Source organism: Nitrosospira multiformis (assembly GCF_003050865.1).
Classification (GTDB): Bacteria; Pseudomonadota; Gammaproteobacteria; order Burkholderiales; family Nitrosomonadaceae; genus Nitrosospira; species Nitrosospira multiformis_E.
In genome coordinates this window covers 121,913-142,099 of sequence record NZ_QAOK01000006.1, presented here as the reverse complement: position 1 = coordinate 142,099, position 20,187 = coordinate 121,913, and the positions used below count along the sequence as shown (strand labels likewise).

General features: G+C 54.7%; 21 protein-coding genes and 1 pseudogene. 15 read left to right on the top strand and 7 right to left on the bottom strand.

All coding sequences use genetic code 11. The annotated features are described in order from the left end of the window. Positions 1 to 144: 144 nt before the first annotated feature. Positions 145 to 402 (top strand): hypothetical protein, encoded by a 258-nt coding sequence (locus tag C8R21_RS05220; protein ID WP_107761746.1) that lies wholly within the window; start codon positions 145 to 147, stop codon positions 400 to 402. 85 nt (positions 403 to 487) lie between these two features. After that, complete coding sequence (locus C8R21_RS05215) at positions 488 to 1,861, top strand: sugar-transfer associated ATP-grasp domain-containing protein (protein ID WP_258192262.1); 1,374 nt, start codon at positions 488 to 490, stop codon at positions 1,859 to 1,861. Positions 1,862 to 1,882: 21 nt separating this feature from the next. Here C8R21_RS05215 and C8R21_RS05210 read toward each other — a convergent pair. Then, positions 1,883 to 2,185: pseudogene (locus tag C8R21_RS05210) on the bottom strand (DUF932 domain-containing protein); the annotation flags it as partial. Between the two features lie 108 nt (positions 2,186 to 2,293). Here C8R21_RS05210 and C8R21_RS05205 point away from each other — a divergent pair. The 5 genes from C8R21_RS05205 to C8R21_RS05185 all read left to right on the top strand — a co-directional run bounded on the left by C8R21_RS05205 (position 2,294) and on the right by C8R21_RS05185 (position 9,363). Next, entirely contained in the window at positions 2,294 to 2,695 is a 402-nt protein-coding gene (locus C8R21_RS05205) for a DUF1269 domain-containing protein (protein ID WP_107761745.1), read from the top strand. Between the two features lie 326 nt (positions 2,696 to 3,021). Beyond that, a complete protein-coding gene (locus C8R21_RS05200; RefSeq protein WP_258192261.1) occupies positions 3,022 to 4,308 on the top strand; it encodes an efflux RND transporter periplasmic adaptor subunit in 1,287 nt (428 codons plus the stop codon). Positions 4,309 to 4,319: 11 nt separating this feature from the next. Then, entirely contained in the window at positions 4,320 to 7,559 is a 3,240-nt protein-coding gene (locus C8R21_RS05195; protein WP_107761743.1) for an efflux RND transporter permease subunit, read from the top strand. Next, on the top strand, positions 7,516 to 9,075 hold the full coding sequence (locus C8R21_RS05190) for an efflux transporter outer membrane subunit (RefSeq protein ID WP_308811379.1): 1,560 nt from the start codon (positions 7,516 to 7,518) through the stop codon (positions 9,073 to 9,075). The genes C8R21_RS05195 and C8R21_RS05190 overlap by 44 nt, the downstream gene beginning before the upstream one ends. A 72-nt stretch (positions 9,076 to 9,147) precedes the next feature. Next, positions 9,148 to 9,363, top strand: a complete 216-nt coding sequence (locus C8R21_RS05185; RefSeq protein ID WP_107761741.1) for an FAD-dependent oxidoreductase — start codon at positions 9,148 to 9,150, stop codon at positions 9,361 to 9,363. A gap of 240 nt (positions 9,364 to 9,603) precedes the next feature. On the opposite strand, the gene C8R21_RS05180 is transcribed toward C8R21_RS05185, so the two are convergent. From C8R21_RS05180 to C8R21_RS05170, 3 genes are all read right to left on the bottom strand, one after another. After that, the gene (locus C8R21_RS05180) at positions 9,604 to 10,299 is read right to left on the bottom strand and encodes a trimeric intracellular cation channel family protein (RefSeq protein ID WP_107761740.1); all 696 of its coding nucleotides are present in this window, start codon (positions 10,297 to 10,299) and stop codon (positions 9,604 to 9,606) included. Positions 10,300 to 10,329: 30 nt separating this feature from the next. Then, positions 10,330 to 11,598 (bottom strand): M20 family metallopeptidase, encoded by a 1,269-nt coding sequence (locus C8R21_RS05175; RefSeq protein WP_107761739.1) that lies wholly within the window; start codon positions 11,596 to 11,598, stop codon positions 10,330 to 10,332. A gap of 228 nt (positions 11,599 to 11,826) precedes the next feature. Then, positions 11,827 to 12,378, bottom strand: a complete 552-nt coding sequence (locus C8R21_RS05170; protein ID WP_219906613.1) for an NAD(P)-dependent oxidoreductase — start codon at positions 12,376 to 12,378, stop codon at positions 11,827 to 11,829. A gap of 718 nt (positions 12,379 to 13,096) precedes the next feature. Here C8R21_RS05170 and C8R21_RS16080 point away from each other — a divergent pair. The 3 genes from C8R21_RS16080 to C8R21_RS16070 are packed head-to-tail and all read left to right on the top strand — an operon-like array spanning position 13,097 to position 13,668. Continuing rightward, entirely contained in the window at positions 13,097 to 13,294 is a 198-nt protein-coding gene (locus C8R21_RS16080; RefSeq protein ID WP_219906612.1) for a hypothetical protein, read from the top strand. Further along, on the top strand, positions 13,201 to 13,467 hold the full coding sequence (locus C8R21_RS16640; protein ID WP_219906614.1) for an NADPH-dependent FMN reductase: 267 nt from the start codon (positions 13,201 to 13,203) through the stop codon (positions 13,465 to 13,467). The genes C8R21_RS16080 and C8R21_RS16640 overlap by 94 nt, the downstream gene beginning before the upstream one ends. A gap of 42 nt (positions 13,468 to 13,509) precedes the next feature. Then, positions 13,510 to 13,668 carry a hypothetical protein gene (locus tag C8R21_RS16070; protein WP_219906611.1) on the top strand — a complete coding sequence of 53 codons (159 nt, stop codon included), beginning with the start codon at positions 13,510 to 13,512 and terminating at the stop codon, positions 13,666 to 13,668. On the opposite strand, the gene C8R21_RS15845 is transcribed toward C8R21_RS16070, so the two are convergent. After that, positions 13,661 to 13,819: a hypothetical protein gene (locus tag C8R21_RS15845; RefSeq protein WP_181258856.1), complete on the bottom strand. Its 159-nt coding sequence runs from the start codon at positions 13,817 to 13,819 to the stop codon at positions 13,661 to 13,663. The two genes, C8R21_RS16070 and C8R21_RS15845, sit on opposite strands and share 8 nt — an antisense overlap. A gap of 994 nt (positions 13,820 to 14,813) precedes the next feature. On the opposite strand from C8R21_RS15845, the gene C8R21_RS15610 reads away from it, so the two are divergent. Continuing rightward, on the top strand, positions 14,814 to 15,224 hold the full coding sequence (locus C8R21_RS15610; protein WP_146162445.1) for a hypothetical protein: 411 nt from the start codon (positions 14,814 to 14,816) through the stop codon (positions 15,222 to 15,224). A gap of 997 nt (positions 15,225 to 16,221) precedes the next feature. Here C8R21_RS15610 and C8R21_RS05150 read toward each other — a convergent pair. Next, entirely contained in the window at positions 16,222 to 16,680 is a 459-nt protein-coding gene (locus C8R21_RS05150) for a hypothetical protein (RefSeq protein ID WP_107761736.1), read from the bottom strand. An 847-nt stretch (positions 16,681 to 17,527) separates the two neighbouring features. Between C8R21_RS05150 and C8R21_RS05135 the strand changes: the two genes are divergently transcribed. From C8R21_RS05135 to C8R21_RS05125, 3 genes are all read left to right on the top strand, one after another. Further along, positions 17,528 to 17,998 (top strand): DUF5132 domain-containing protein, encoded by a 471-nt coding sequence (locus C8R21_RS05135; RefSeq protein ID WP_107761735.1) that lies wholly within the window; start codon positions 17,528 to 17,530, stop codon positions 17,996 to 17,998. Then, positions 17,995 to 18,501 (top strand): HMA2 domain-containing protein, encoded by a 507-nt coding sequence (locus tag C8R21_RS05130; protein ID WP_146162444.1) that lies wholly within the window; start codon positions 17,995 to 17,997, stop codon positions 18,499 to 18,501. Before C8R21_RS05135 ends, C8R21_RS05130 begins: the two co-directional genes overlap by 4 nt. Positions 18,502 to 18,697: 196 nt before the next feature. Beyond that, the gene (locus tag C8R21_RS05125) at positions 18,698 to 19,501 is read left to right on the top strand and encodes a hypothetical protein (protein ID WP_107761733.1); all 804 of its coding nucleotides are present in this window, start codon (positions 18,698 to 18,700) and stop codon (positions 19,499 to 19,501) included. A gap of 81 nt (positions 19,502 to 19,582) precedes the next feature. Here C8R21_RS05125 and C8R21_RS05120 read toward each other — a convergent pair whose 3' ends face one another. Next, positions 19,583 to 19,828 carry a hypothetical protein gene (locus tag C8R21_RS05120; protein WP_107761732.1) on the bottom strand — a complete coding sequence of 82 codons (246 nt, stop codon included), beginning with the start codon at positions 19,826 to 19,828 and terminating at the stop codon, positions 19,583 to 19,585. Here C8R21_RS05120 and C8R21_RS05115 point away from each other — a divergent pair. After that, positions 19,827 to 20,183 carry an HMA2 domain-containing protein gene (locus tag C8R21_RS05115; protein ID WP_107761731.1) on the top strand — a complete coding sequence of 119 codons (357 nt, stop codon included), beginning with the start codon at positions 19,827 to 19,829 and terminating at the stop codon, positions 20,181 to 20,183. The two genes, C8R21_RS05120 and C8R21_RS05115, sit on opposite strands and share 2 nt — an antisense overlap. Positions 20,184 to 20,187 lie beyond the last annotated feature (4 nt).

Sequence of the window (20,187 nt, the reverse complement as noted above, 5' to 3'; positions counted from 1 at the left end):
CAAGGACGGTATTACCTTTGATTTTAATCAATTGCCTGCACATATAATTCAGCGCAGCTGGGTTCCCTCATACTGCAAAGCCTGAAAGCAGTAGTCCAAGGACTCGGAGAGAATGTTCTCACATTGTTGGAACAGGTTATTGACATGCGCGTTGCTCAACAGGTGGGGCTGCTAGTCGACGTGGCGAAACATGCTAAAGTAGGGACGACACAAGTGGCATCATCCTTGTGGGTCAATCCCTCAATCATGCTGACAGCCGTTGAATTCGGTATCCAATTGGGTGGATTGAGTGACGAGACTGTTCGGCGGCACGAGAAAGCGGGCCTCGCCTTGTCTCATGCGCAGCGCCTGGATTCAATGTTGCGCTGTGTGGCGGATTTTCGTGCTGATCTGACTGCATGAACTTCAAAGTTCTGCTTTTGCTCTGGCATCTGAAGCGGAGCAGTGGATTACGGCAACGCATTATGGAGGGCGGTGAAAATCGCCAGTGACTTTGATTATTGACAGAATAACCCGGGATTTGAGCGGTGCGGCGTGGATCTTCACCCGGTTGCCGGACGACGGTTCGCCGGCAATGTATATCCACCGCTGCATTCAGCGCGAGGTCTGGAGCAAGGAGGCACTCAGCGATCGGATCATCATGCTTGTGGCGTTGCCGTTCGTGCCGTTCATACTTGCTGTGCTGGTAGCGGTTTTCACAGCGATCAATGGTCGCGCTATCAAGAAGCGGACAGGGAAAGGGTTGATCCGGCAGATCCGGGAGCAGATCGGGCTTGCGATACGCTTTGCGATTCTGCCTCCATGGTATTACATTTTCGAACTGCATGACGATGACAAGAAACTGCATGCAGGGGAGTATCTGAACAGGCTTGAGACGAAAGCGGGACTCTATCGCTTCCTGCGCGACAACAACGGTGGTCTCCCTGTTCCCGCAGAACGCAGCACCAACTCCATAAAGGATAAGGCGCGCTTTCGTGCCCGCTGCCGCGAGCATGGAATCACAACTGCCCCCGTTTTTTTTAATGTGGCACAAGAAAAGATTACAGCGGTTGATGGGGGTTTGCCGGAACTACCGGAACTGCCCGAATTACCCGAGCGCGATCTCTTCATAAAGCCGGTGCACGGTCAGGGGGGGAAAAAGGCCACGCGCTGGGATTATCTTGGTTCCGGGCACTTCCGGCGCAATGACGGGGAGGTTGCTACCGGAAGTCAAGTGTTGGAGCGGCTGCGGCACGCATCGCGGCACAGGGCTTTCCTGGTGCAGCCGCGGCTTGTGAGTCACCGTGAGATTGCCGATCTGTCCAATGGGACACTTTCCACCGTTCGCGTGATGACATGCCGTAACGAAAAGGGGGAGTTCGAAGTGACCAATGCGGCTTTTCGCATGGCGCGAAGCAAGCTGGTCGTCGTCGATAACTTTCACGCTGGGGGTATTGCAGCCAATGTCGACATCTCCACCGGTACGCTGGGAAGGGGCACGCGCGGAGCCTGGGGAGCCACGACGGAGGGATGGTATGAGCAACATTCCGAAACCGGGGCGCAGATCCAAGGTCGCAAGCTGCCGTGCTGGTTTGAGTCGGTCGATCTGGTGCAATATGCGCATGACGCCGCGTTTTCTGACCAGGTTGTCATCGGATGGGATGTTGCTTTGCTCGACAGTGGTCCATGCATCATGGAAGCCAACAAGGCGCCCGATCTGGACATTATCCAGCGGGTGGAAGGCATGCCTCTGGGCAATCAGAGGCTGGGAAAACTTCTGGCATTCAATCTGAAGCGTACCGTCGAGGCGCAGCATGCACTTGCAGCGGGCGCCCAGAAGAGCGCCGATAGTTCGCGGGGAACGCAAACGGAAAAACCGTGACAGACCTGACCTGCAGCGCTCGAAACTCTCCAGCAAAGTATATGCTCCATCGATGATAGTGTTCACGGCATCGCCGTTATGCCGCACGCGAACATCGTGTAAGGTATCTCCGCATACCATTCCATTGGCGCACACAAAACGGAACATTCCGGCCATCATCTGGTAGGAACTGCTCCCGTCATGGCTGTTTAGCAGGATGATCTCGTTTGCTTCCGCGCCGTTGATCTGGCCGCTGTCTTGTTGCTCTATGAGCCGGCTCCTTTCCAACGTGTGCCACCGAACGGACGGGAAGCTGCCACGGCCCCTATAACTACTTCCAATCATTCAAGTTTCAACCGCGCTTCTATCCTGAGCCAAGCGCGACTTTAAAGTGCAAAGTAAGTGCGCTTTGCTACCTTCTACCATCGAGTGGGCCCTCAGGAGGAGAAAAAGATGTCGGAAAAAGCGGAAATAATTGCATTGGGACTCAAGGATCCCGAAGAAGCCGATCATGTTCTATCCAAGCTTTATATGTTGCCCAGGGAGTACCTGGCTGGTGAGGAGGGGGTTGTGTTCCTCGAGCCCCTTGTGGGCTTCGCTGGGGGCAGCGCTCTCGGTGCCAGTACCGGTGCCCTCGCAGGTTTCCTGACTGATTATGGGATCGATGATGATTTCATCAAGTCGCTTGCTGAAACCTTCCCCAACAATTCGTCCGGGCTTTTCCTTCTTTTCCATAAAGCTCAGCCGGAGAAGGTCCTGGCTGAACTTTCAGGCGTGAAAGGCAAGTTACTTCGCACTTCACTCTCTCCCGGACAGGAGAAAAGGCTGCAGGAAGCCCTCAGTGGATCAGCATGAATCGAAATCTAATTGAAATGAAATCTGTACTGGCAATGCCTGTCTCTCCAGTTCAAGGCGGAGTATGCATAGGTCGAGGATGAGCAATGCCGGGCTAGAAAGCAGGAGCGAGGTGCCGAGGGGCAATTGAAAGAATAGCCCTCGAATGCGAACAGGCGAAGGTGGAAGCTGTTCGAACAGAAAGCTTCTCGCATAGCTTCTCAGAAAGAAGGGGTTAAGAACGGATATAACATAATCCGGGAATCTTCATCATTACTGTGCTTAACTCCTTCTTTTCCCCTTTGCGAACCCTGCAATACCCTGGACGGATTATCGTCATCGTCATTTTGTCCTTTTCGGGAGGCTGCAGCGAGCCCCAGGAGGAAAAGCCCCCACCCGTTGCGGAGGTCACTGCAGTCAGCATCGAGCCTCGAGATCATCCTATCGAGCTCGAATTCGTGGCGGAGACCCGGAGTTCCCGTCACGTCGAGATTCGCGCCAGGGTTTCTGGGTTCCTGGATAAGCGCCTCTACACGGAAGGCGAGGTGGTACAGGCCGGGCAGAAGATGTACCAGATGGATCGGAAGCCCTTCGAGGCCGCCTTGCAGTCTGCGGAAGGGCAGCTCGCGCAGCAACAGGCACGGCTCCAGGTTGCTGAGGCAACGTTGAGGCGGGTAAGGCCGCTCGCAGAAAAAAATGCCTTGAGCAAGAAAAATCTTGATGACGCTACAGGAGCTGTGCAGCAGGCGAGTGCGGCAGTGCTTGCGGCAGAGGGAGAAGTTCGAACTGCAAAGTTGAATCTCAGCTATACAACGCTCCGTTCACCGCTCCACGGGCTGGCCAGTTTCAGTTTAAGGCATGAAGGCAGCTATCTGAGTCCGGGGGAAGGCGGGCTGCTTACTTATGTGGATCAGATCGATCCAATCTGGGGCATATTCAGCGTTTCCGAAAACCAGATGCTCAAGTACCGGAGTGAAATCGAAAGAGGCCTGCTCAAGTTTCCGCCCCTTAACCGTTTCGAAGTCCAGATTACCCTCGCCGATGGATCGCTGTTCCCCCATATCGGGTATATCGACTTCAGCGAACCTTCATTTTCGGAGGAAACCGGCACCTTCCTGGTTCGCACCCAGTTCACCAATCCGGAGGGAGTATTGCGTCCGGGACAATTCGTGCGCGCCCAGTTGAAGGGAGCCGTGCGTCCCAACAGCGTCTTGGTGCCCCAACGCTCGGTACTGCAAGGGGCAAAGAGCCATTATGTGTGGGTGATCAACAAGGAAGGCAAGGTTGGTCGGCGCGACGTTGAAGTGGGGGACTGGCAGGGCGATGGGTGGTTTATAAACCATGGGTTGGTGGCAGGCGAAAGGGTTGTAGTGGACGGAGCTGTCCGGTTGTCCCCCGGCACAGCCATTAAAGTCGTCGATGCATTGACTCCTTCCGGGGATCAAACCGGGACTAAGCCGGCAGCAGGGGCCAGCGCTACTCCAGCCGCTTCCATTGCAGAGCCGTCTGAAGAAGCGTCAGTCAAGCCAGGCGACTTGCCATCAGCACCTGATTTGCAGGTAAGTGGATCAGAAAATCGAGCGCCTCCTTCGGAAAAGCAATTTCGAGGTTCTCGAGAAAAACCGCCCGAATAACAGGCTAGTTCATGAAGATTTCCCACTTCTGTATCGACAGGCCAGTCTTCGCATCGGTGCTCTCCATCATCATCACGCTTGCGGGCGGCGTGGCGATGTACAACCTGCCTATCGCACAGTATCCCCAGATCACACCAGTCGAAGTCTCGGTTACGGCAACCTACCCAGGAGCAACAGCCGAAGTGGCAGCGCAAAACGTCGCGGCGCCCATCGAGCAGCAGGTGAACGGCGCCGATAAGCTGATGTACATGACCTCTGCAAGTTCGTCAACCGGTGCCATGACGCTGTCCGTCTATTTCGAGATTGACGCCAACCCGTCGCTCGCCCAAGTAGAGGTGCAGAATCGTGTAAGCCTGGCGCTCCCGCAGCTTCCTGCCTCAGTGCAGAGGCAGGGTGTCGCGGTAAAAAAACAGTCCGCCTCAATGATGATGGTCATCTCGGTCTTTTCACCAGATGAACGTTACGAGCCCGTCTATGTTTCCAACTACGCCAGTATTTTCATACTGGATGCGATCAAGCGCATCCCCGGCGCGGGCCAGGCCACCATCATGGGGACACCGGATTATGCGATGCGAATCTGGCTGAAACCGGACCGGATGGCGGCCCTTGGCATTACGGCTGGGGATGTGCAGCAAGCGGTTGCGGCACAAAACGAACAATATGCCGTAGGCAGCATCGGCCAAGCCCCGACGGCCCGTCCCGTCGAGCAGTCCTTCGCCATTACCACCAAGAGCCGTCTGACCACCCCAGCGGAATTCGAAAACATCATTATTCGCGCCGCCAGTCAGGGCGTTGCGATGGTACGGCTTAAAGACGTGGGCTATGCGGAATTGGGTCAGAAGATTTACGCAGTTCGCAACACCCGTCAAGGGAAGCCTGCGACGGTGCTGGTGGTGTACCAGCAGCCGGGGGCCAACGCGTTGGAAGTTTCAAAAGGCGTGCGGGCAACGCTGGAGGAGATGAAAAAATCATTTCCTCCAGGCATCGAGTACGAAATCACCATGGATACCACTGCATTCACGCGTGCTTCCATCGCGTCGGTGATCGAGACTTTCTTTGAAGCGCTGGTGCTCGTGGTACTCGTTGTGTTCGTGTTTCTCCAGAACCTACGTGCCACCCTGATTCCGATCATTGCCGTGCCCATTTCGGTAATCGGGGCCGGGAGCGGTATGGCCGCACTCGGTTTTTCGCTCAACATGCTCACCCTGTTCGGCATGATACTCACGATCGGTATCGTGGTGGACGACGCGATTGTCGTCGTCGAGGCGGTCGAGCACAACATGAGCAAACTTGGCCTGTCTGCTCGTGATGCGGCAAAGAAGGCGATGGATGAGGTAGGCGGCGCGCTGATTGCCATCGTCCTGGTGCTATGCGCGGTGTTTGTTCCGGTAGGATTTATTCCCGGTATCACTGGACAGCTCTACAAGCAATTCGCGATCACCATTGCGATCTCCGTGGCGCTCTCCGGTATCGTGGCCCTGACATTGTCCCCCGCGCTTGCCGCCCTCATGCTAAAACCTCGTCACGGCGAGAAACGGGGCTTTTTCAAATGGTTCGATACCTGGTTCGAGCGCATGACAGAAGGCTATATCCGCAGTGTGCGGCTCGCAATCAAGCGCTACATCGTAGCGCTCCTGCTGTTTTTCGGCATGATCGCTCTCGCCGTCGGGCTGTTCAAGCACATTCCTGGTTCATTCCTTCCCCCGGAAGACCAGGGCTTGCTGCTGGGAGTGGTATTGATGCCCGACGCTTCAGGGCTCGACCGTACTGCTGAGGTCAGCCGGCATGCCACGGAATACTTCATGAAGCATCCGGCCACAAAATCCATCGTGGTCATCGACGGCTTCAGTCTGCTCGATGGCCAGATGAAGAGCAATGCTTCAACATTCTTCGTGGGGCTCAAGGACTTCGAAGAGCGCTACGCCGACGATAATGCCGACACCCAAGGCGTGCCGGCCCTGATGACAGGCGCTGTAAAAGCCTTCTCCAATATACCCGGCGGCATCATTCTTCCGATCAATCCCCCCTCCATACCGGGATTGGGGACGACCGGGGGGATGGAAATGTACATCCAGAGCAAGGGCGACAATGATAGCCAGCAGATTGCGCAGGTGATACAGGAATATGTGAAACAAGCCCAGACGCGGCCCGAGCTGACGAATATTACCTCGACCTACAACGCCTCGGCACAAGTGCTATACCTTGATGTAGACCGCGCAAAGGCGGAAACACTGGGTGTTCCCGTGGAGGAGGTATATAACTCCATGCAGACAATGTTCGGATCACTCTATGTATCGCAATTTACAAAGTTTGCCCGCCTGTTCCAGGTGATTATCCAGGGTGAGCCCGCCTCGCGGATGAAACCGGAGGACATCAATTATCTGTATGTGCGCAGCCAGAATGGCAGCATGGTCCCGCTCAATGCGGTAGCGACCGTGCGTTTTGACCGGGCGCCGGACATCGTAACGCGTTTCAACAACTTCACCGCGGTAAAAATTACGGCCGAGGCCGCACCGGGTTTCAGTTCAGGGGAAGCGATTGCGGCAATGGAGCAAACTGCGGATGAAATCCTGCCGGATGATTATGGTATTGCCTGGAGCGGCCAGACCTTCGAAGAGAAAAGGGCCGGCGGCTCATCCGTGCTGGTATTCGTCTTCGGCCTGATCATGGTTTTCCTTATCCTTGCCGCGCAGTACGAGAAGTGGACATTGCCCCTTGGCGTATTGACAGCAGTCCCGTTTGCGCTGTTTGGTGCGCTGGTCGCTATTTTTCTCCGTGGCCTGAGCAATGACATCTACTTCCAGATCGGACTGACCATACTGATCGCGCTCTCCGCCAAGAATGCCATCCTGATTTTTGAATATGCTGTGATGAACCACGCGCAGGGGCAATCGTTCTATGAGGCCGCTGTCAATGCGGCGCGGGACAGATTGCGCCCCATCATCATGACCTCGCTTGCTTTTACCCTGGGCTGTGTGCCTCTTGCGATCGCCAGTGGAGTCTCCGCAAATAGCAAGATTTCGCTCGGTACCGGTGTAGTTGGTGGCATGCTGGGGGCAACCGTCATCGCAATATTTTTTATCCCCATGTTCTACTGGGCGATCGAAACCTTGACGGCAAGGATAAGAGGCAAAGACAGAACACCTCCTCCGACAAACGAATCCTCGAAAAGCAAGCTACCCGCTGATCCAGGGGGCGGCATGGAGGATGACTCCCGTAATAAGCCACGCAACAAGCCTTTGCCAGACTGACATGCGATTTCGGCTGACACTACTTGCGTCCCTGCTTTCCCTGACTTTTGTATTAGAGGGCTGCATGTTTGGTCCGAATTATCGGCGACCGGAAATAGAAACAATGGAGAAATACCGTTTCGGAGAGAAAGTCGCGAGAGATATTGCCGATACCGCCTGGTGGGAGCGGTTCGGAGACCCCATTCTCAATGAACTGATCAGGATCGCGCTTGTTGAGAATAAGGACATACGCATCGCCACTGCGCGTATAGAAGAATTCCAGGGCCGCTATGGCGCCACCCGCTCGGAGCTGTTTCCGCAGATCGGGGGAAATGCCTCAGCGGAGAGGTTGCGCTCGACAGCCTTCGTGTGGCCAAGAGGTCTGGGGGGCATTGACCCTTACTATAGCTATTACCAGGTATCCATAAACGCGAACTGGGAAATCGATATCTGGGGCCGCATCAGGCGTCTCTCGGAGGCTGCGCGCCATCAGCTGTTTGCCTCAGAGGCGGCGCGGCGCGCCACGATATTGACCCTGGTCACCTCGGTGGCCTCATCCTACATTAATCTTCTGATCCTGGATCGGCAACTGGAGATCGCGCGGGCTACTGCAGCCACCCGAAGGGACACGCTAGAAGTGTTTCGGATGCGCTACGAAGGTGGCGTGATTTCACAACTGGAGCTTGCTCAAATTGAGTCACAATATGAAACCGCGGTCGCCGCCATACCCCCGCTTGAATCCAGCATCGCCCAGCAGGAGAACGCACTCGCAGTATTGCTCGGTCGCAATCCCGGTCCGATTGCACGGGGCCGCGAACTCGCAAAGCTCGAACTTCCCATGGTATCCGCCGGTCTTCCATCAGAACTCCTTATGCGGCGTCCCGATCTCCGTGAGGCTGAGCAGAACCTGATCTCGGCCAATGCACAAATCGGGGCTGCCCGCGCCCTTTACTTCCCGCGGATTTCACTCACCGGCGTGCTCGGAGTCGCGAGCACTCAGCTTGCAACCCTGTTTACCGGCCCAGCCTACATGGCAGCATTTGGCGTGATGACCTCCGTCCCGCTCTTCACCGCAGGAGGCATCGCAGGCCAGGTAAAACAGGCGGAAGCACGGCATGAACAGGCACTCGTGGGTTACCAGCGCGCAATTCAGATTGCGTTTCGGGAAGTTGAGGATTCCCTCATAGCAGTGCAGAAGAACCGAGCGGAACTGGCTGCTCAAACCCGGCGGGTGGAGGCGTCGCGCACGTATCTCGAGATGGCGCAGCTGCGTTATGACGAAGGCTATATCAGCTTCATCGAAGTCCTTGACGCCCAACGCACCCTCTTCGAAGCCGAAACTACCCAGGCTCAAACCCGCGGACGCGTATTCAATTCTCTTGTCGATCTCTATAAATCGCTCGGCGGTGGATGGGTGGTGGAGGCTGATCGCATCAGAGGACAAATGGAAGCGGGCAGTCAGGAAAACAAGCCCCCGCCAACAGATGGAAACCTGATGGATACAGCGGATCATGAACGAACAAAGACCGAGCCTTGAGTGTTATTGGTGGCCATGGCTTCGGCTCATAATTTGATTACAACTGGAGGTGAAGCTGAATAGAACTCCATCATGAAAAAGGAAATTGTCATAATCGGCGGGGGCTTTGCAGGAATAAATCTGGTGAGGCATTTAGCTGATGGGCCTGGATTTGATATCACGCTTGTTGATCGCAATAACTACAACGCTTTCCCTCCGCTCTTGTACATAAGACAGTGGCAGCGGATCGTGCCGACCTTGGCATTGCTGTCACCACAGGGAATTACCGCCAGATTGATAAGCCCTTAGGCGCCTCACAACATGGAGTCAATAGGGGGCACCGTTGGGATAAGCAAACATCGTTGTCTTAAGATTATTGGCGGTCAACACCATGCCGAACGGCTAACGCAAAGACATTGATAATTGATAACTTCTTCAACATGCGACCCCACTAAATTAATCGAAATGTGCCGGAGAGTGGTCAGGATCTTTGGTGACGCCACTCGCGGAAGCGCACTTGTAGCGGTAGTCTTTTCTACGACTGAAGCACTAATGATCCCTCCGATTTTTTGTGACGTCTATTTTCGCGTCTGGATGTTCGGGCGCGCGAGCGATCGGCAGATGCCAGCCGTGTCGGATGGCAGCCAGGCGCAGGCCAAAGCAGAGAGCCGCGCCGGTGCATGTCGTTGCAACGGACGGAAATCGTAGCGCATCGCCAATCACCACCACGGCCGCTCCAGCAAGGGCGGCGACGGCATAGATATCGGATCTCAAGACAATAGGCACATCAGACAGAAGCACATCGCGCACCATGCCACCGCCGATTCCAGTCAGCATGCCCAGCAGCGCCGCCATGACCGGGTCGAGACCGAAGACGATGGCTTTCTGCGAGCCGGAAACGCAGAACACTGCTAGACCGGCGCCGTCGAATATAAGTACGGCGCTGCGCAGCCGATTGATGACGGGATACCAAAAAAAAGTGGATACGCCTGCAAAAAGCGAGGCCGCGAGATAGCGCCAGTCGCTGATTGCCGCGGGCGGGACTGCGCCGATCAGTAGATCGCGGAAGATCCCTCCGGAAGTGGCTGCAGCGAAGGACAGCACCAGAACTCCGAAAAGATCAAGCCGGCGCTCGACACCGGCTGCTGCTCCGCTCAGCGCGAAAACGAAGGTGCCGACAAGATCGAGCACCAGCACAAGGGCCTTCATTGCAGCATCGACGTCAAAAGCAGCGGAAGTAAACATCTTACCGCCTCAGTTCTCTGGCGCCTTGGCTCATGCTGAAAGCCAGGCCAATGCTCCAACGACCATCGTTTCCACACCGGTCTCAAGGGTCGGATGCATCACTGGTGCAAAGTAGGGGCTGTGGTTGGTTGGAATCTTGTTGATTTCGCCCGCGGCCTTGGCTTTCGCGTAAATGTCGGGATCGGTGCCGCCGACGAACCAGAACACGGAAGGGGCGTTCCATTCGGTTCCGAACGACCCGAAATCCTCGCTCGCCGACGCCGCATCGACTTGACGCACACGGCCACCCGGGAAATGCCGGCGGAAAGCATCGGCAACGCGCGCGCTTGCATCGGCATCGTTGACCCCCATAGGGTAGTGCTCCAGCGTCGTAATCTCGGGTGGCTTGGGAGCTCCCGAAGCTGCTGCCTCTGCATGGGCGATACGCTCGATGGCGGCAAGCACACGCTTGCGCACATCTGCATCAAAGGTACGTACGTTCAGCTTGATGACAGCATCGTCGGGTATCACATTTTCCTTGGTGCCCGCCTGCAGTGCGCCGATGGTAACGACAGCGGCCTCGGTAGCAGCAAGTTCGCGCGAGACGATGGTCTGCAGGCGCATTACCGTCGCCGCAGCCATGACTACGGGATCGATGCTTGCCTGCGGCATTGAGCCGTGCGCGCCACGCCCAAACAGGCGGATCTGCAGACTGTCGGCAGCGGAAGTAATGGTTCCGCCACGGCCACCGATATTGCCCGCCGGTCCCACCATGACATGTTGGCCGAGCACAATATCCGGCTTGGGAAAACGATTGAGTAATCCATCGTCAATCATGGCCCGCGCGCCTTCCGCAGTCTCTTCGGCCGGCTGGAAGACAGCCATCAACGTGCCGCGCCATGCGTCACGCGCCTCTGCGAGCAGCGTGGTCGCGCCGACGAGCCAGGCAACGTGCATGTCATGGCCGCAAGCGTGCATGACCGGGACCATTTTGCCCTCGCGATTCGTGGCCTTGACCTTGCTGGCATAGGGAAGCCCGGTCATTTCCTCGATGGGTAGGGCATCCATGTCAGCGCGCAGCATCACCGTCGGCCCCTCGCCGTTGCGCAGCAGTCCCACGACCCCTGTCTTCCCAACTTTCGTCGTCACGTCATACCCAGCCGTGTCAAGTCGCTTAGCGACTAGGCTCGCAGTCCGCAACTCCTGCATCGACAGTTCCGGATGGGCATGCACGTCGGTATATAACGCCTCCAGATCCGGCAGCAGGCTCTGCAGCCCCGCTAGTACCTTTCCAAGAGGGCTCGTGGGTTGCGTGTTCATGCTGAATTCCTTCGTCAAAAATTGCCCTGCGGAGAGTTGACCAGCTCATCTGAGCCCAGCTTTTTCATGCCTGCAAGCTTTTCATCAGTCTTGATACCCATGGGCTGAAATTTCCGGAAAAAAGAAAAAAGATAGAGCAGCGAAAAGCGGAGCCAGACTTTGAGCTCGACTCTCAGTAACCAACAGTGAAACGCTGACGCGAATGCTTCGGTTTCTCCAGTTCATCGATCAGGACGATGGCATAGTCTTCCATCGATATCCAACTGCGGCCTTTGTCGTCGATGAGACGTTACCACCTATCCGATAGGTTCCGGTGTGCTCACCTGGCTCGAATTCAGCGGAGGGAGAAAGAAAAGTCCAGTCCAGTGTTTTTTCCGAGCGCAACGCCTTCAGATACTCGATACCCCCAAACGCTTCCGGCTTGTACGCTTCCGGGAATTCTGGCGTATCTACCAGCATTTTACCGGGTGCGACTTCCAGGCTGCCCGCGCCACCGACGACCAGGAGCCGCGGGACTCCCGCTTTTTTTACGGCGCTGATAACCTGGGCAGGATTCGTGGAAACAAAACGAGAGGCGCTGATAACAACGTCATGACCTGAGAGAAGAGGGGCAAGGGTTTTGCCCTGGTTTACATCAGCCGCCTCAAGACGAAGCCCTGGCTTCGCTTCCATTTTGGAGACATCGCGTGCGATGCCGGTTACAGTATGTCCGCGTCGAAGCAATTCCGTGGTTAAACGCGATCCAACACGGCCGGCCACTCCTATCAATGCAACCTTCATATGCCTCCGACTGGAGAAGAATTTCACTGCATACCAGATAACTGCGCCGCCTTTTTCGATTGGCCTGATTACCAGGACAGGCCGGGAAAACCCTGTCAGCTCGTTGAGGAGTAGGAGAAGATCGAGAGAGGGGGTTCAGGATTCCAATGACAGGTTTCTTTGTGTGCTCTCATAGTTATTCAACGGATGCCTGATTTCCCAGGCGCAAGGATGCCATTTGGGTGCAGGAGCGACCTTGCGCGATCGCATCCAGGACGAAGACCAACACTATAGGGCTATAGGGGTTAACACGAAGGCGGAAGAACGTCCTCGTCCCATTGGTTTTTTCCTTGTCATAGCAGCACCTCCGGCACTTTTGCTCAGATCTCCTGCACGAGATCACGGGCGATGTTCATTGGTCTTTATGGATCAACATAAGGCACGGTGAAGCGAAGCCTTCATTCAATATAGACAATAAACAGGAAACCGAAGGGTTATATCAACTTGCGGGAGAGATGCGGCTTGCCTATGATGATTTAAGGTTGACGTCTCGATTGATACTAGGAACTGTTGTGCTTGACTGAAGTCCCTGTGCCCGCGGTATTGCTCGACTCGTCGCCATGGTCAATGCAGGAGGTGTGCTAACTACACGCGGGGCGACTGTGATCTTATCCTTGCTCGCACATTGCCGGGCACAAGTAGCGGCATAATCTTGCGCACAGCGCAGAAGGAGACTTATATGAATAAGTACAAGGTGGGCTACCTCGTCGACAGCTTCTCAAGCACCTCGATCAATCGCTTGCTGGCAAAGGCGCTTGCACGCCTGGCACCGCCTGAACTGGAATTGTCCGAAATCCCGATCACGGATCTGCCAATTTACAGCCAGGACTACGATGCTGCTTTCCGTCTGTCGCACGTGCCTTCAAGAAGGCCATAGCCGATGTCGATGCCGTACTTTTCGTAACGCCGGAATTCAACCGCTCGATTCCTGGGGGCCTTAAAAACGCGATCGACTGGGCAAGTCGCCCTTGGGGCCAAAACTCTTTCTCTCACAAGCCTTCGGGAGTGATCGGCACCTCCCCCGGTGCTATCGGTACGGCATTGGCATAAAGCCAGCTGCGTGGCGTGTTGTGCTACTGCAATTCACCCTTGATGAATACTGTCGAGGCTCACATCCATTTCAAGCCTGGCCTTATCACGGAAGATGGACAGGTTACCGACGAGCCGACGGCTGATTTCCTGCGCAACTACATGAACGAGCTGCACGCCTTCATCGTGCGAGTGCTGACCGTACTACCCCGCCTCACTTGACGTGTCGAAGGTAGTCTACATAGATATAACTGCCATTCCTCATACTCGCTGTCACGACGAGTTGGCTAAGACAGGCATCCTCGGCACGAATTTGCACGGCACTGGGCTTCCATCCTGGGGTTGCAACCACGATCGCTCTGAAGTCAATCATGCGTTTTACAGATGAAACCAACTTTCTCAAGTCCAGAAACGTCAGTAACACTCTATTGACTTGAAGTCTCCAGTCTTGCAATCAATTCCCGAGGAATCGACAGACTGACCGAGTCAAGAAGCTCATCGAGCTGCTCCCGGCTTGTCGCGCTGACGATGGGTGCGGTAGTCCAGTAGTCACCAGAGTATCGGGTGATAAGATTCTGCTGTTAATAACCCAACAAAAGACCTAAACACAACTGATCGGGTTTTTGACAGTTGACAGCGAACTTAGGCAAATGGCATTAATGCTGTCACTATACTCTCTAGCTCTCTATATAGTCACATTGGCTATATTTGCATCTTTTATCTTCTTTTTTACCCTGATTTTCAGGGAATCATTGGGCCGCAGTTCAAAGCGGCATTCCATTCGTTGAAGCAATGTACTAAACTGGAATACCACGGCTTCGCTCTTTAGCGAAACGATCGGGAGGAACAGCTCGACCGTCCTGCGATGATGCTCTTCATCACGCACCGATAAAAAACTAGGGCGATAACAAATGAGAACACTAAGACTAAAACTTTTAATCCTTGTTACTCCATTTTCTCTGTTTTCTATCCCGTCATACGGGGAATCGAAAGGGGCACCGGTGGAAATCGTCGCCAAGACGTATAACCGGGTTTTGGTTCAGGCGAACAAGGATGGGCCACGGCTCGCAATCGACGATAAAGAAGCCGAAGCAAGCGCTTCGGGTAAGGAAGCAAGCCACTGCAATCAGGATAGGCAGACAAGTTTTGCCAAGGGCCGTGCAAAAACCTCCGTAAACAAGCTGAATGAAATGGGATTGGAAGTCAACCTGGAAAGTGCGGCTTTCGCGCGCGGTGGATATTTCATAACCTGCCAGGAGAGCAATCCGAGGCAATTCCCTTGCGACACGGGGGGGTGCCTGGGAAATGTCACGAACAACAAGTTGGCGAGCGCGGATGTAAGCTCCAGCGCGAGAGTGGAGCTTCGCTTGCCTACCGCTGATTCTTCGGATTACCGGATAAAAATATCAAAATCCGGTTCAAGTGATCTGGTGGCCACTTTAATGGGGCCGGATGGCAAAGAAATAAAACTGAACGAGCCGGGCGGCAAAGAACCGGTTCTACGGCGAGCAAGCAAAGGAAGTTATCACCTGAATCTTGAGCTCCCGGCAGTTGCAAGCAAGAAAGGTCAAGATAGGGAGGAACTTGAGAAATCTGCCACGGTTCGCGTCCAGTTAACCGCGCTTCCTGCTCATGAGCCCTCAAAACTGGAAACTCCAAAATCCGAAGCTTCAAAGCCTGAAACTTCAAAACCTGAAACTTCAAAACCTGAAACTTCAAAGCCTGAAACTTCAAAGCCTGAAACCCCGAAGTCCGAAACTCCAAAGCCTAAAAAGTAGTAAGTTCTGAGCTCCACTTGAGGTTTGTCTCATTGGAGCTTGGCTGAATAGGCCACTTCGGCATTGTATTCCTGCGGGGTGGCCCACGGTGCTGGCTTCACAGACCGCTTCCCAGGGGGGAGACGCATTCACGCCATACCCGCCCCATACCATAATTTCCTGCACCCGCTCCGCCGTCAGGCACGCAAGGAGCAGTTCGATGAAGAGTGAAGAATTACCTTCCGACACTCCTCATGAAAAGCGCTGGCATGGATGAATGTATTCCGCCACCTGCTTTCCTCTTCCTAGATGGGCAGATGTTGAATCATCGATGGTGTGGGTAAAACTTGCTGCCATCTGCTATTCAGAACAACAAAATTCTCATTCTCCTTCAACTGATCGAACTGAAACTGCTTTCCACTCTCTAATTCATAGCCTGAATAAGAAAGTTTGATCACGCGTCTGTGGGTTCTGATCGGCTGTCAACGGGTTTATAACCTGTAACGTTGAAAGGGTGAGAAGGCAGAAGATAAGCGGCGAACCGCACAGATAATATGCTGGGCAAAGTACGAGAATTTACATCAGGCGAAAATGGAGGGCGAGACAATGGAAAGGGGTTTGGTCGATCTGTCCGGGTTAAGTGGCGACCCGGAAAGTGATGATAGGGCGGAGAAGCTCCTGGCACGCTGGGAAGCGGAGATCGAGAATTCTTCGGATATGGGATCAGTTGAAGATAGGCAGCAACCGCCGATCATCCCCGGAAATCGGCGGAGTCGCGTACGGCTTTTTGATCGTCGGGCGCGGCGACAATCCGCGCGGGGCCCTGGCGTTTGTTCGCATGCCCCCCACAAAAAGCGGAAGCGGAGGTGAATCGCTTCGGGTTTGAGGACACTCCACATCATCAGCTTCATGTGTTGTTTATATGTAGTAGGCGCGACTTTACGCGTACCTGATCTGCTCGCCTGCTTATTTGTCACTTATGGGGCGAGAAGGTTCAGTGTTGCGCCTTTTCTCCTTCCTATTTGCAGCTTTTCACATCCTCTGTAACGGTTTTTCCATCTTTCAGCACGACAGTTTGCCGGATAGTCTTGCAATTGCTGTCATCATCAGCGCCCACGACCTCAGCTCTCCCGCTCACGCCACTATCGGGATTGGTGAAAGTCTGGGTCTGGTTGGTTTCATACGCGCGCTGGGAAGTCTGAGCCATGCGGCGCTGATCTTCCTGCCCGAGACGTCCTCCGATTTCCGCACCCAGATAATATCCGCCCACACCGCCGGCCACAGCACCCAATATACGGCCAGCAGTTCCCCCACCCAGGTAGCTGCCAAGATAGCCGCCGCCAATGGAACCGGCAATGCTGCCCATCAAGCCGCCGGCACGCCTCGTTTCGGCGGACTGGCAGGCTGACAGGAGCGCAGCCAGGGCCAGGAGCAGCAAGCGCTTTGCCCATGTAGCTGAAATCGGTGCTTGATTCATGATTTTTCCTCCAAAATTTTGCTTCAGGCTGAATCCGGCGCTGTCCAGGTACAGTACAGCGCGATGTAGTTATCTTTGCCACGATCTTTTTACATCCCCTTGGTGTTATTAACGAAAAAGGAGACGCGAGGATGACAGCGCCTGTTCTGTTTTCTGGGGGGCGACTTTCTGCGACAATTATTATTTTCCTCTTATTCCCGGACTGCAATGAAATTCAGGAAAATAATAAGTCTTCTTACTCTGGTGGCCGTTCTTCCCGCCCTCTCGGGCTGCTGGTATCTCCTGGCGGGAGGTGCCGGTGCTTACGGCGGCTACAAGATGAAAGAGAAGGGTTATACGTTGCAGAGTCCCATCACGAAAGAGAAAAGCAGTCGGACATCGAAATAAAAGTATAGAAATATCGTGGCAGTATTGCTCGCTGCTGTACACGTTTGAAGGCTCCGTATCCGCCTGAGGCGCCATCTCTTTTCCAGGGATTCCTGCTCAGGTAGATCTCCTGGGTTTCCCCTCATCACTGTTCCTGAATTTACCTTGGCCTGTGAGGATGTTCGCCAAGGCTTATCACCGCGTTCTGAAAGTCGGGCGCGATTGCCGACCTGGCCGCAAGTTCGGGGATCACAACGCCCACATTGCGGAAGCGGTGCAGTACCGGAAGCTGGATCGGAATTGGAATTGCCCATGACTGCCTTATGCTCGCTCGTTACCCCTTGTTCTGCACGCTCCTCTAATGGTTCTCATTCCGCGAGTGGAATGGGTTCACGAATATTAATTTTTTGTGTCAATGCTTGAAAAAAAACAAAAATTATCTATAAATTTATTTTGGCTCCTGGAAGTAAGGTGAAAAATCATGGCATCGGAAAACTTCAAGAGCAACCTGATCACGGGCTTGGCGGCTGGCGTGGGGGCGACACTGCTCGCGCCAGTGCTGCTCCGGCTCATCAGGCCCGCTACCAAGGCCGCTATCAAGGGTAGCGTCCTTCTGTATGAGAAAGGACGTGAATCATTTGCCGAATTGAGCGAAACGGTGGATGACCTCGTGGCAGAGGTCAAGTCGGAGATGGAGACTGGGCCGGCGGGAGGCGCGGCGATAGCTGCCTCCGCAACTCAGGCTGCTGGCGCGCAAGGGAAAACCGGGACACCGTCTGCACAACCCCAGTCGGATCCTGACACCAGACAAAATTCAGCCACTAAAGCCGCGGTTCAGCCAAGCGACGCCATCAAGATGTCACAAAGCCCACCTGCACCGACGAGGGCGCAGGCGAGTGAAGGCCAGCGCGATGAAGGGGCGCAAGGTCGACCGCCAACCAAGGGGGAATGATGGCGCCACTTGCGCGAGTGGCCCACTCTCTGCCGGGCAGGAAGCGGATAAAGATCGACGCAAGGCGCGGCGATGCCGCGTACTTCGCGGCGCTGGAAAAAGGATTGGCGGAGTGCCCCGGGGTTGGAACGGTAACGACGGATCCGCGGACTGGTATGGCGCTTATCAGTCATACCGCGGAGGATTCCGTTCTTTGGAGCCATATCGCTGAGCACGATTTGTTCCAGCTCGGAAAGAATGAAACGTCAGTACCCACGCCAGTCCACTCTTCAATCGCCAGTGCCGCCGAACATAAGTCATATACGAAATCGGAAAAAAGACCAGATATCCGGCGGCTGATATTCCTGGCAATGATGAGCATGGGCGTCCTGCAGGTAATAAAGGGCAATATAGCGATCCCGGCGATAGCGGCATTCTGGTATGCGTACTGCGTTTTTCCGGGGACGAACGGCGACAACCCCGAACATTCCCTCATTGAAACCAAATTACCCGAAGAATCTTAGATTTGGAAATGATTGGATGATGATTTCCGAAAATCTCGCAAAACAAAAAATCTGTAGCAAAATTTCTTAGTGAATCAAGGGGTTGCAAGAGTCCAAACCAGGGAACTCTGCACTGAAGCGGTAGAAAGCAGCAAAATGAGAGAAGCACTTTCATCGTCATAGCACGGAAATCGTAACTATACGAGGAGGAATCGAAATGAATGCCCCGAGATCAGACAGGCACGCAGGGGGAAAGACGCGCCCCGAGGAAAAAAAGCGGGCCGATATAGAAACGCCGAAGGAAGAAGCATACGCTCACGACGAAACACGCCCGGAAGATGAAGGATACGTGAGTACGACACCTCCTTATCGTACGGATGCTGACCGCACCATAGGAGCCGCTGGCCATACCGTAAAAACAGGCATTGCCAGCAGCTTGAGAGGCATCGACGGAATTGAATCCGACATCGTGAGCCTGGTGCGCAATACGGTATCCAATACGTTGAGAGCGACAGGGGCGGTCGGTACGGAAGCAGTCGATATAACAAGGGATGTTGTCAAGGGCGCGCTTGCCGCCACTGAAGATGTGGGGACCGGGTTGGTGCTTTCCACGAAAAGCGTTGCCAAGGGCGTGGTAATGGGCGTGTCCGATGTGGGCGGCGACGTCATCACGGCGGCCACAGAAACCGTAAAGGCCGCGGTCCGTAGTACTGCTGACGCTGGTGGTGACACATTGCTGGTTGCCAAGCGTGCAGTGGACGGCGTGGCCGAGGGAACGAGGGAGACTGGAGGCAATGTCGTAGAAGCAGTCAGGGCGACCGTAAACGCGGCCGCTGGGGGGATAGGCGACATCGGCACGACCGCGGTCACAAGCGTGCGCGACATTCTCCTCAGTGTCGTAGGAGGAGTGAAGGATGTGGCAAACGCGGCTATACCCAAGTCATACCGCGCCGAAGACAATGTTCCCCCTGCAGGTCGCACTCCCCCAGAGGATCGCATTCCTCCTCCACCGCCGGTATAACATTTGGCGGGGCTAAGGCCCTGATAAAGCGCTAAAGGGCATAGCTCAAGCTCAAACCCGTGCCGGGTGTTGACGCTTGGATCAGCCCGCAGGATTCAGATTCTGTTTTAGGGCAAATGCTCCAGTAGCCTTAGCTCCCGTCCTTCCTCTCATCCCTGGTGAGCGATCGATTACCGCCGCAGGGATGAATGTTCTCCACCGCCTTCTCTTTTTCCTTTCTTTTATCTCCATCTCCGGTTCCTGGGCCTGAACCGTTTCATAAAGCTGTAACAAAACGCTGGTTAAATAGCTATCATCAGGAAAATGACCGAATGGAGAACCAATCATGGCTAATTATATTCACCATGTTCCCGGCCGTCTGCGCGTCAATATCCCCGTATTGAAAAAGGATGAAGTGCGCGTCCGGCAATTGAGGTGCTACCTGGAAGGAATGCACGGCCTTCTTCAAGCCGAAACCAGCATCGTCACGGGCAGTGTGGTAATCAAATACGACCCAAGTCTGACAAGCTCTGCCGCGATTCTTGATTCCCTGCGCAACCTGGGATATATCCGGAATGTGGATGTTCTGAATCAACCGTATGCCGCCCATTCGCTACAGAAGGTGGCAGATATTTTCGTGACGAAACTCGTCGAAACCGCCGTCGAGCGCTCAGCCGTCGCTCTGGTCGCTGCACTGATCTGAGGCG

Excerpts from the sequence above, each read along its gene's own strand:
- C8R21_RS05220 (WP_107761746.1), top strand. The coding sequence starts at position 145 with ATGCGCGTTGCTCAACAGGTGGGGCTGCTAGTCGACGTGGCGAAACAT.
- C8R21_RS05205 (WP_107761745.1), top strand. The coding sequence starts at position 2,294 with ATGTCGGAAAAAGCGGAAATAATTGCATTGGGACTCAAGGATCCCGAA.
- C8R21_RS05195 (WP_107761743.1), top strand. The coding sequence starts at position 4,320 with ATGAAGATTTCCCACTTCTGTATCGACAGGCCAGTCTTCGCATCGGTG.
- C8R21_RS05190 (WP_308811379.1), top strand. The coding sequence starts at position 7,516 with ATGACTCCCGTAATAAGCCACGCAACAAGCCTTTGCCAGACTGACATG.
- C8R21_RS05185 (WP_107761741.1), top strand. The coding sequence starts at position 9,148 with ATGAAAAAGGAAATTGTCATAATCGGCGGGGGCTTTGCAGGAATAAAT.
- C8R21_RS05180 (WP_107761740.1), bottom strand. The coding sequence starts at position 10,299 with ATGTTTACTTCCGCTGCTTTTGACGTCGATGCTGCAATGAAGGCCCTT.
- C8R21_RS05175 (WP_107761739.1), bottom strand. The coding sequence starts at position 11,598 with ATGAACACGCAACCCACGAGCCCTCTTGGAAAGGTACTAGCGGGGCTG.
- C8R21_RS05170 (WP_219906613.1), bottom strand. The coding sequence starts at position 12,378 with ATGAAGGTTGCATTGATAGGAGTGGCCGGCCGTGTTGGATCGCGTTTA.
- C8R21_RS16080 (WP_219906612.1), top strand. The coding sequence starts at position 13,097 with ATGAATAAGTACAAGGTGGGCTACCTCGTCGACAGCTTCTCAAGCACC.
- C8R21_RS16070 (WP_219906611.1), top strand. The coding sequence starts at position 13,510 with ATGAATACTGTCGAGGCTCACATCCATTTCAAGCCTGGCCTTATCACG.
- C8R21_RS15845 (WP_181258856.1), bottom strand. The coding sequence starts at position 13,819 with ATGATTGACTTCAGAGCGATCGTGGTTGCAACCCCAGGATGGAAGCCC.
- C8R21_RS05150 (WP_107761736.1), bottom strand. The coding sequence starts at position 16,680 with ATGAATCAAGCACCGATTTCAGCTACATGGGCAAAGCGCTTGCTGCTC.
- C8R21_RS05135 (WP_107761735.1), top strand. The coding sequence starts at position 17,528 with ATGGCATCGGAAAACTTCAAGAGCAACCTGATCACGGGCTTGGCGGCT.
- C8R21_RS05130 (WP_146162444.1), top strand. The coding sequence starts at position 17,995 with ATGATGGCGCCACTTGCGCGAGTGGCCCACTCTCTGCCGGGCAGGAAG.
- C8R21_RS05125 (WP_107761733.1), top strand. The coding sequence starts at position 18,698 with ATGAATGCCCCGAGATCAGACAGGCACGCAGGGGGAAAGACGCGCCCC.
- C8R21_RS05115 (WP_107761731.1), top strand. The coding sequence starts at position 19,827 with ATGGCTAATTATATTCACCATGTTCCCGGCCGTCTGCGCGTCAATATC.
- C8R21_RS05120 (WP_107761732.1), bottom strand. The coding sequence starts at position 19,828 with ATGATTGGTTCTCCATTCGGTCATTTTCCTGATGATAGCTATTTAACC.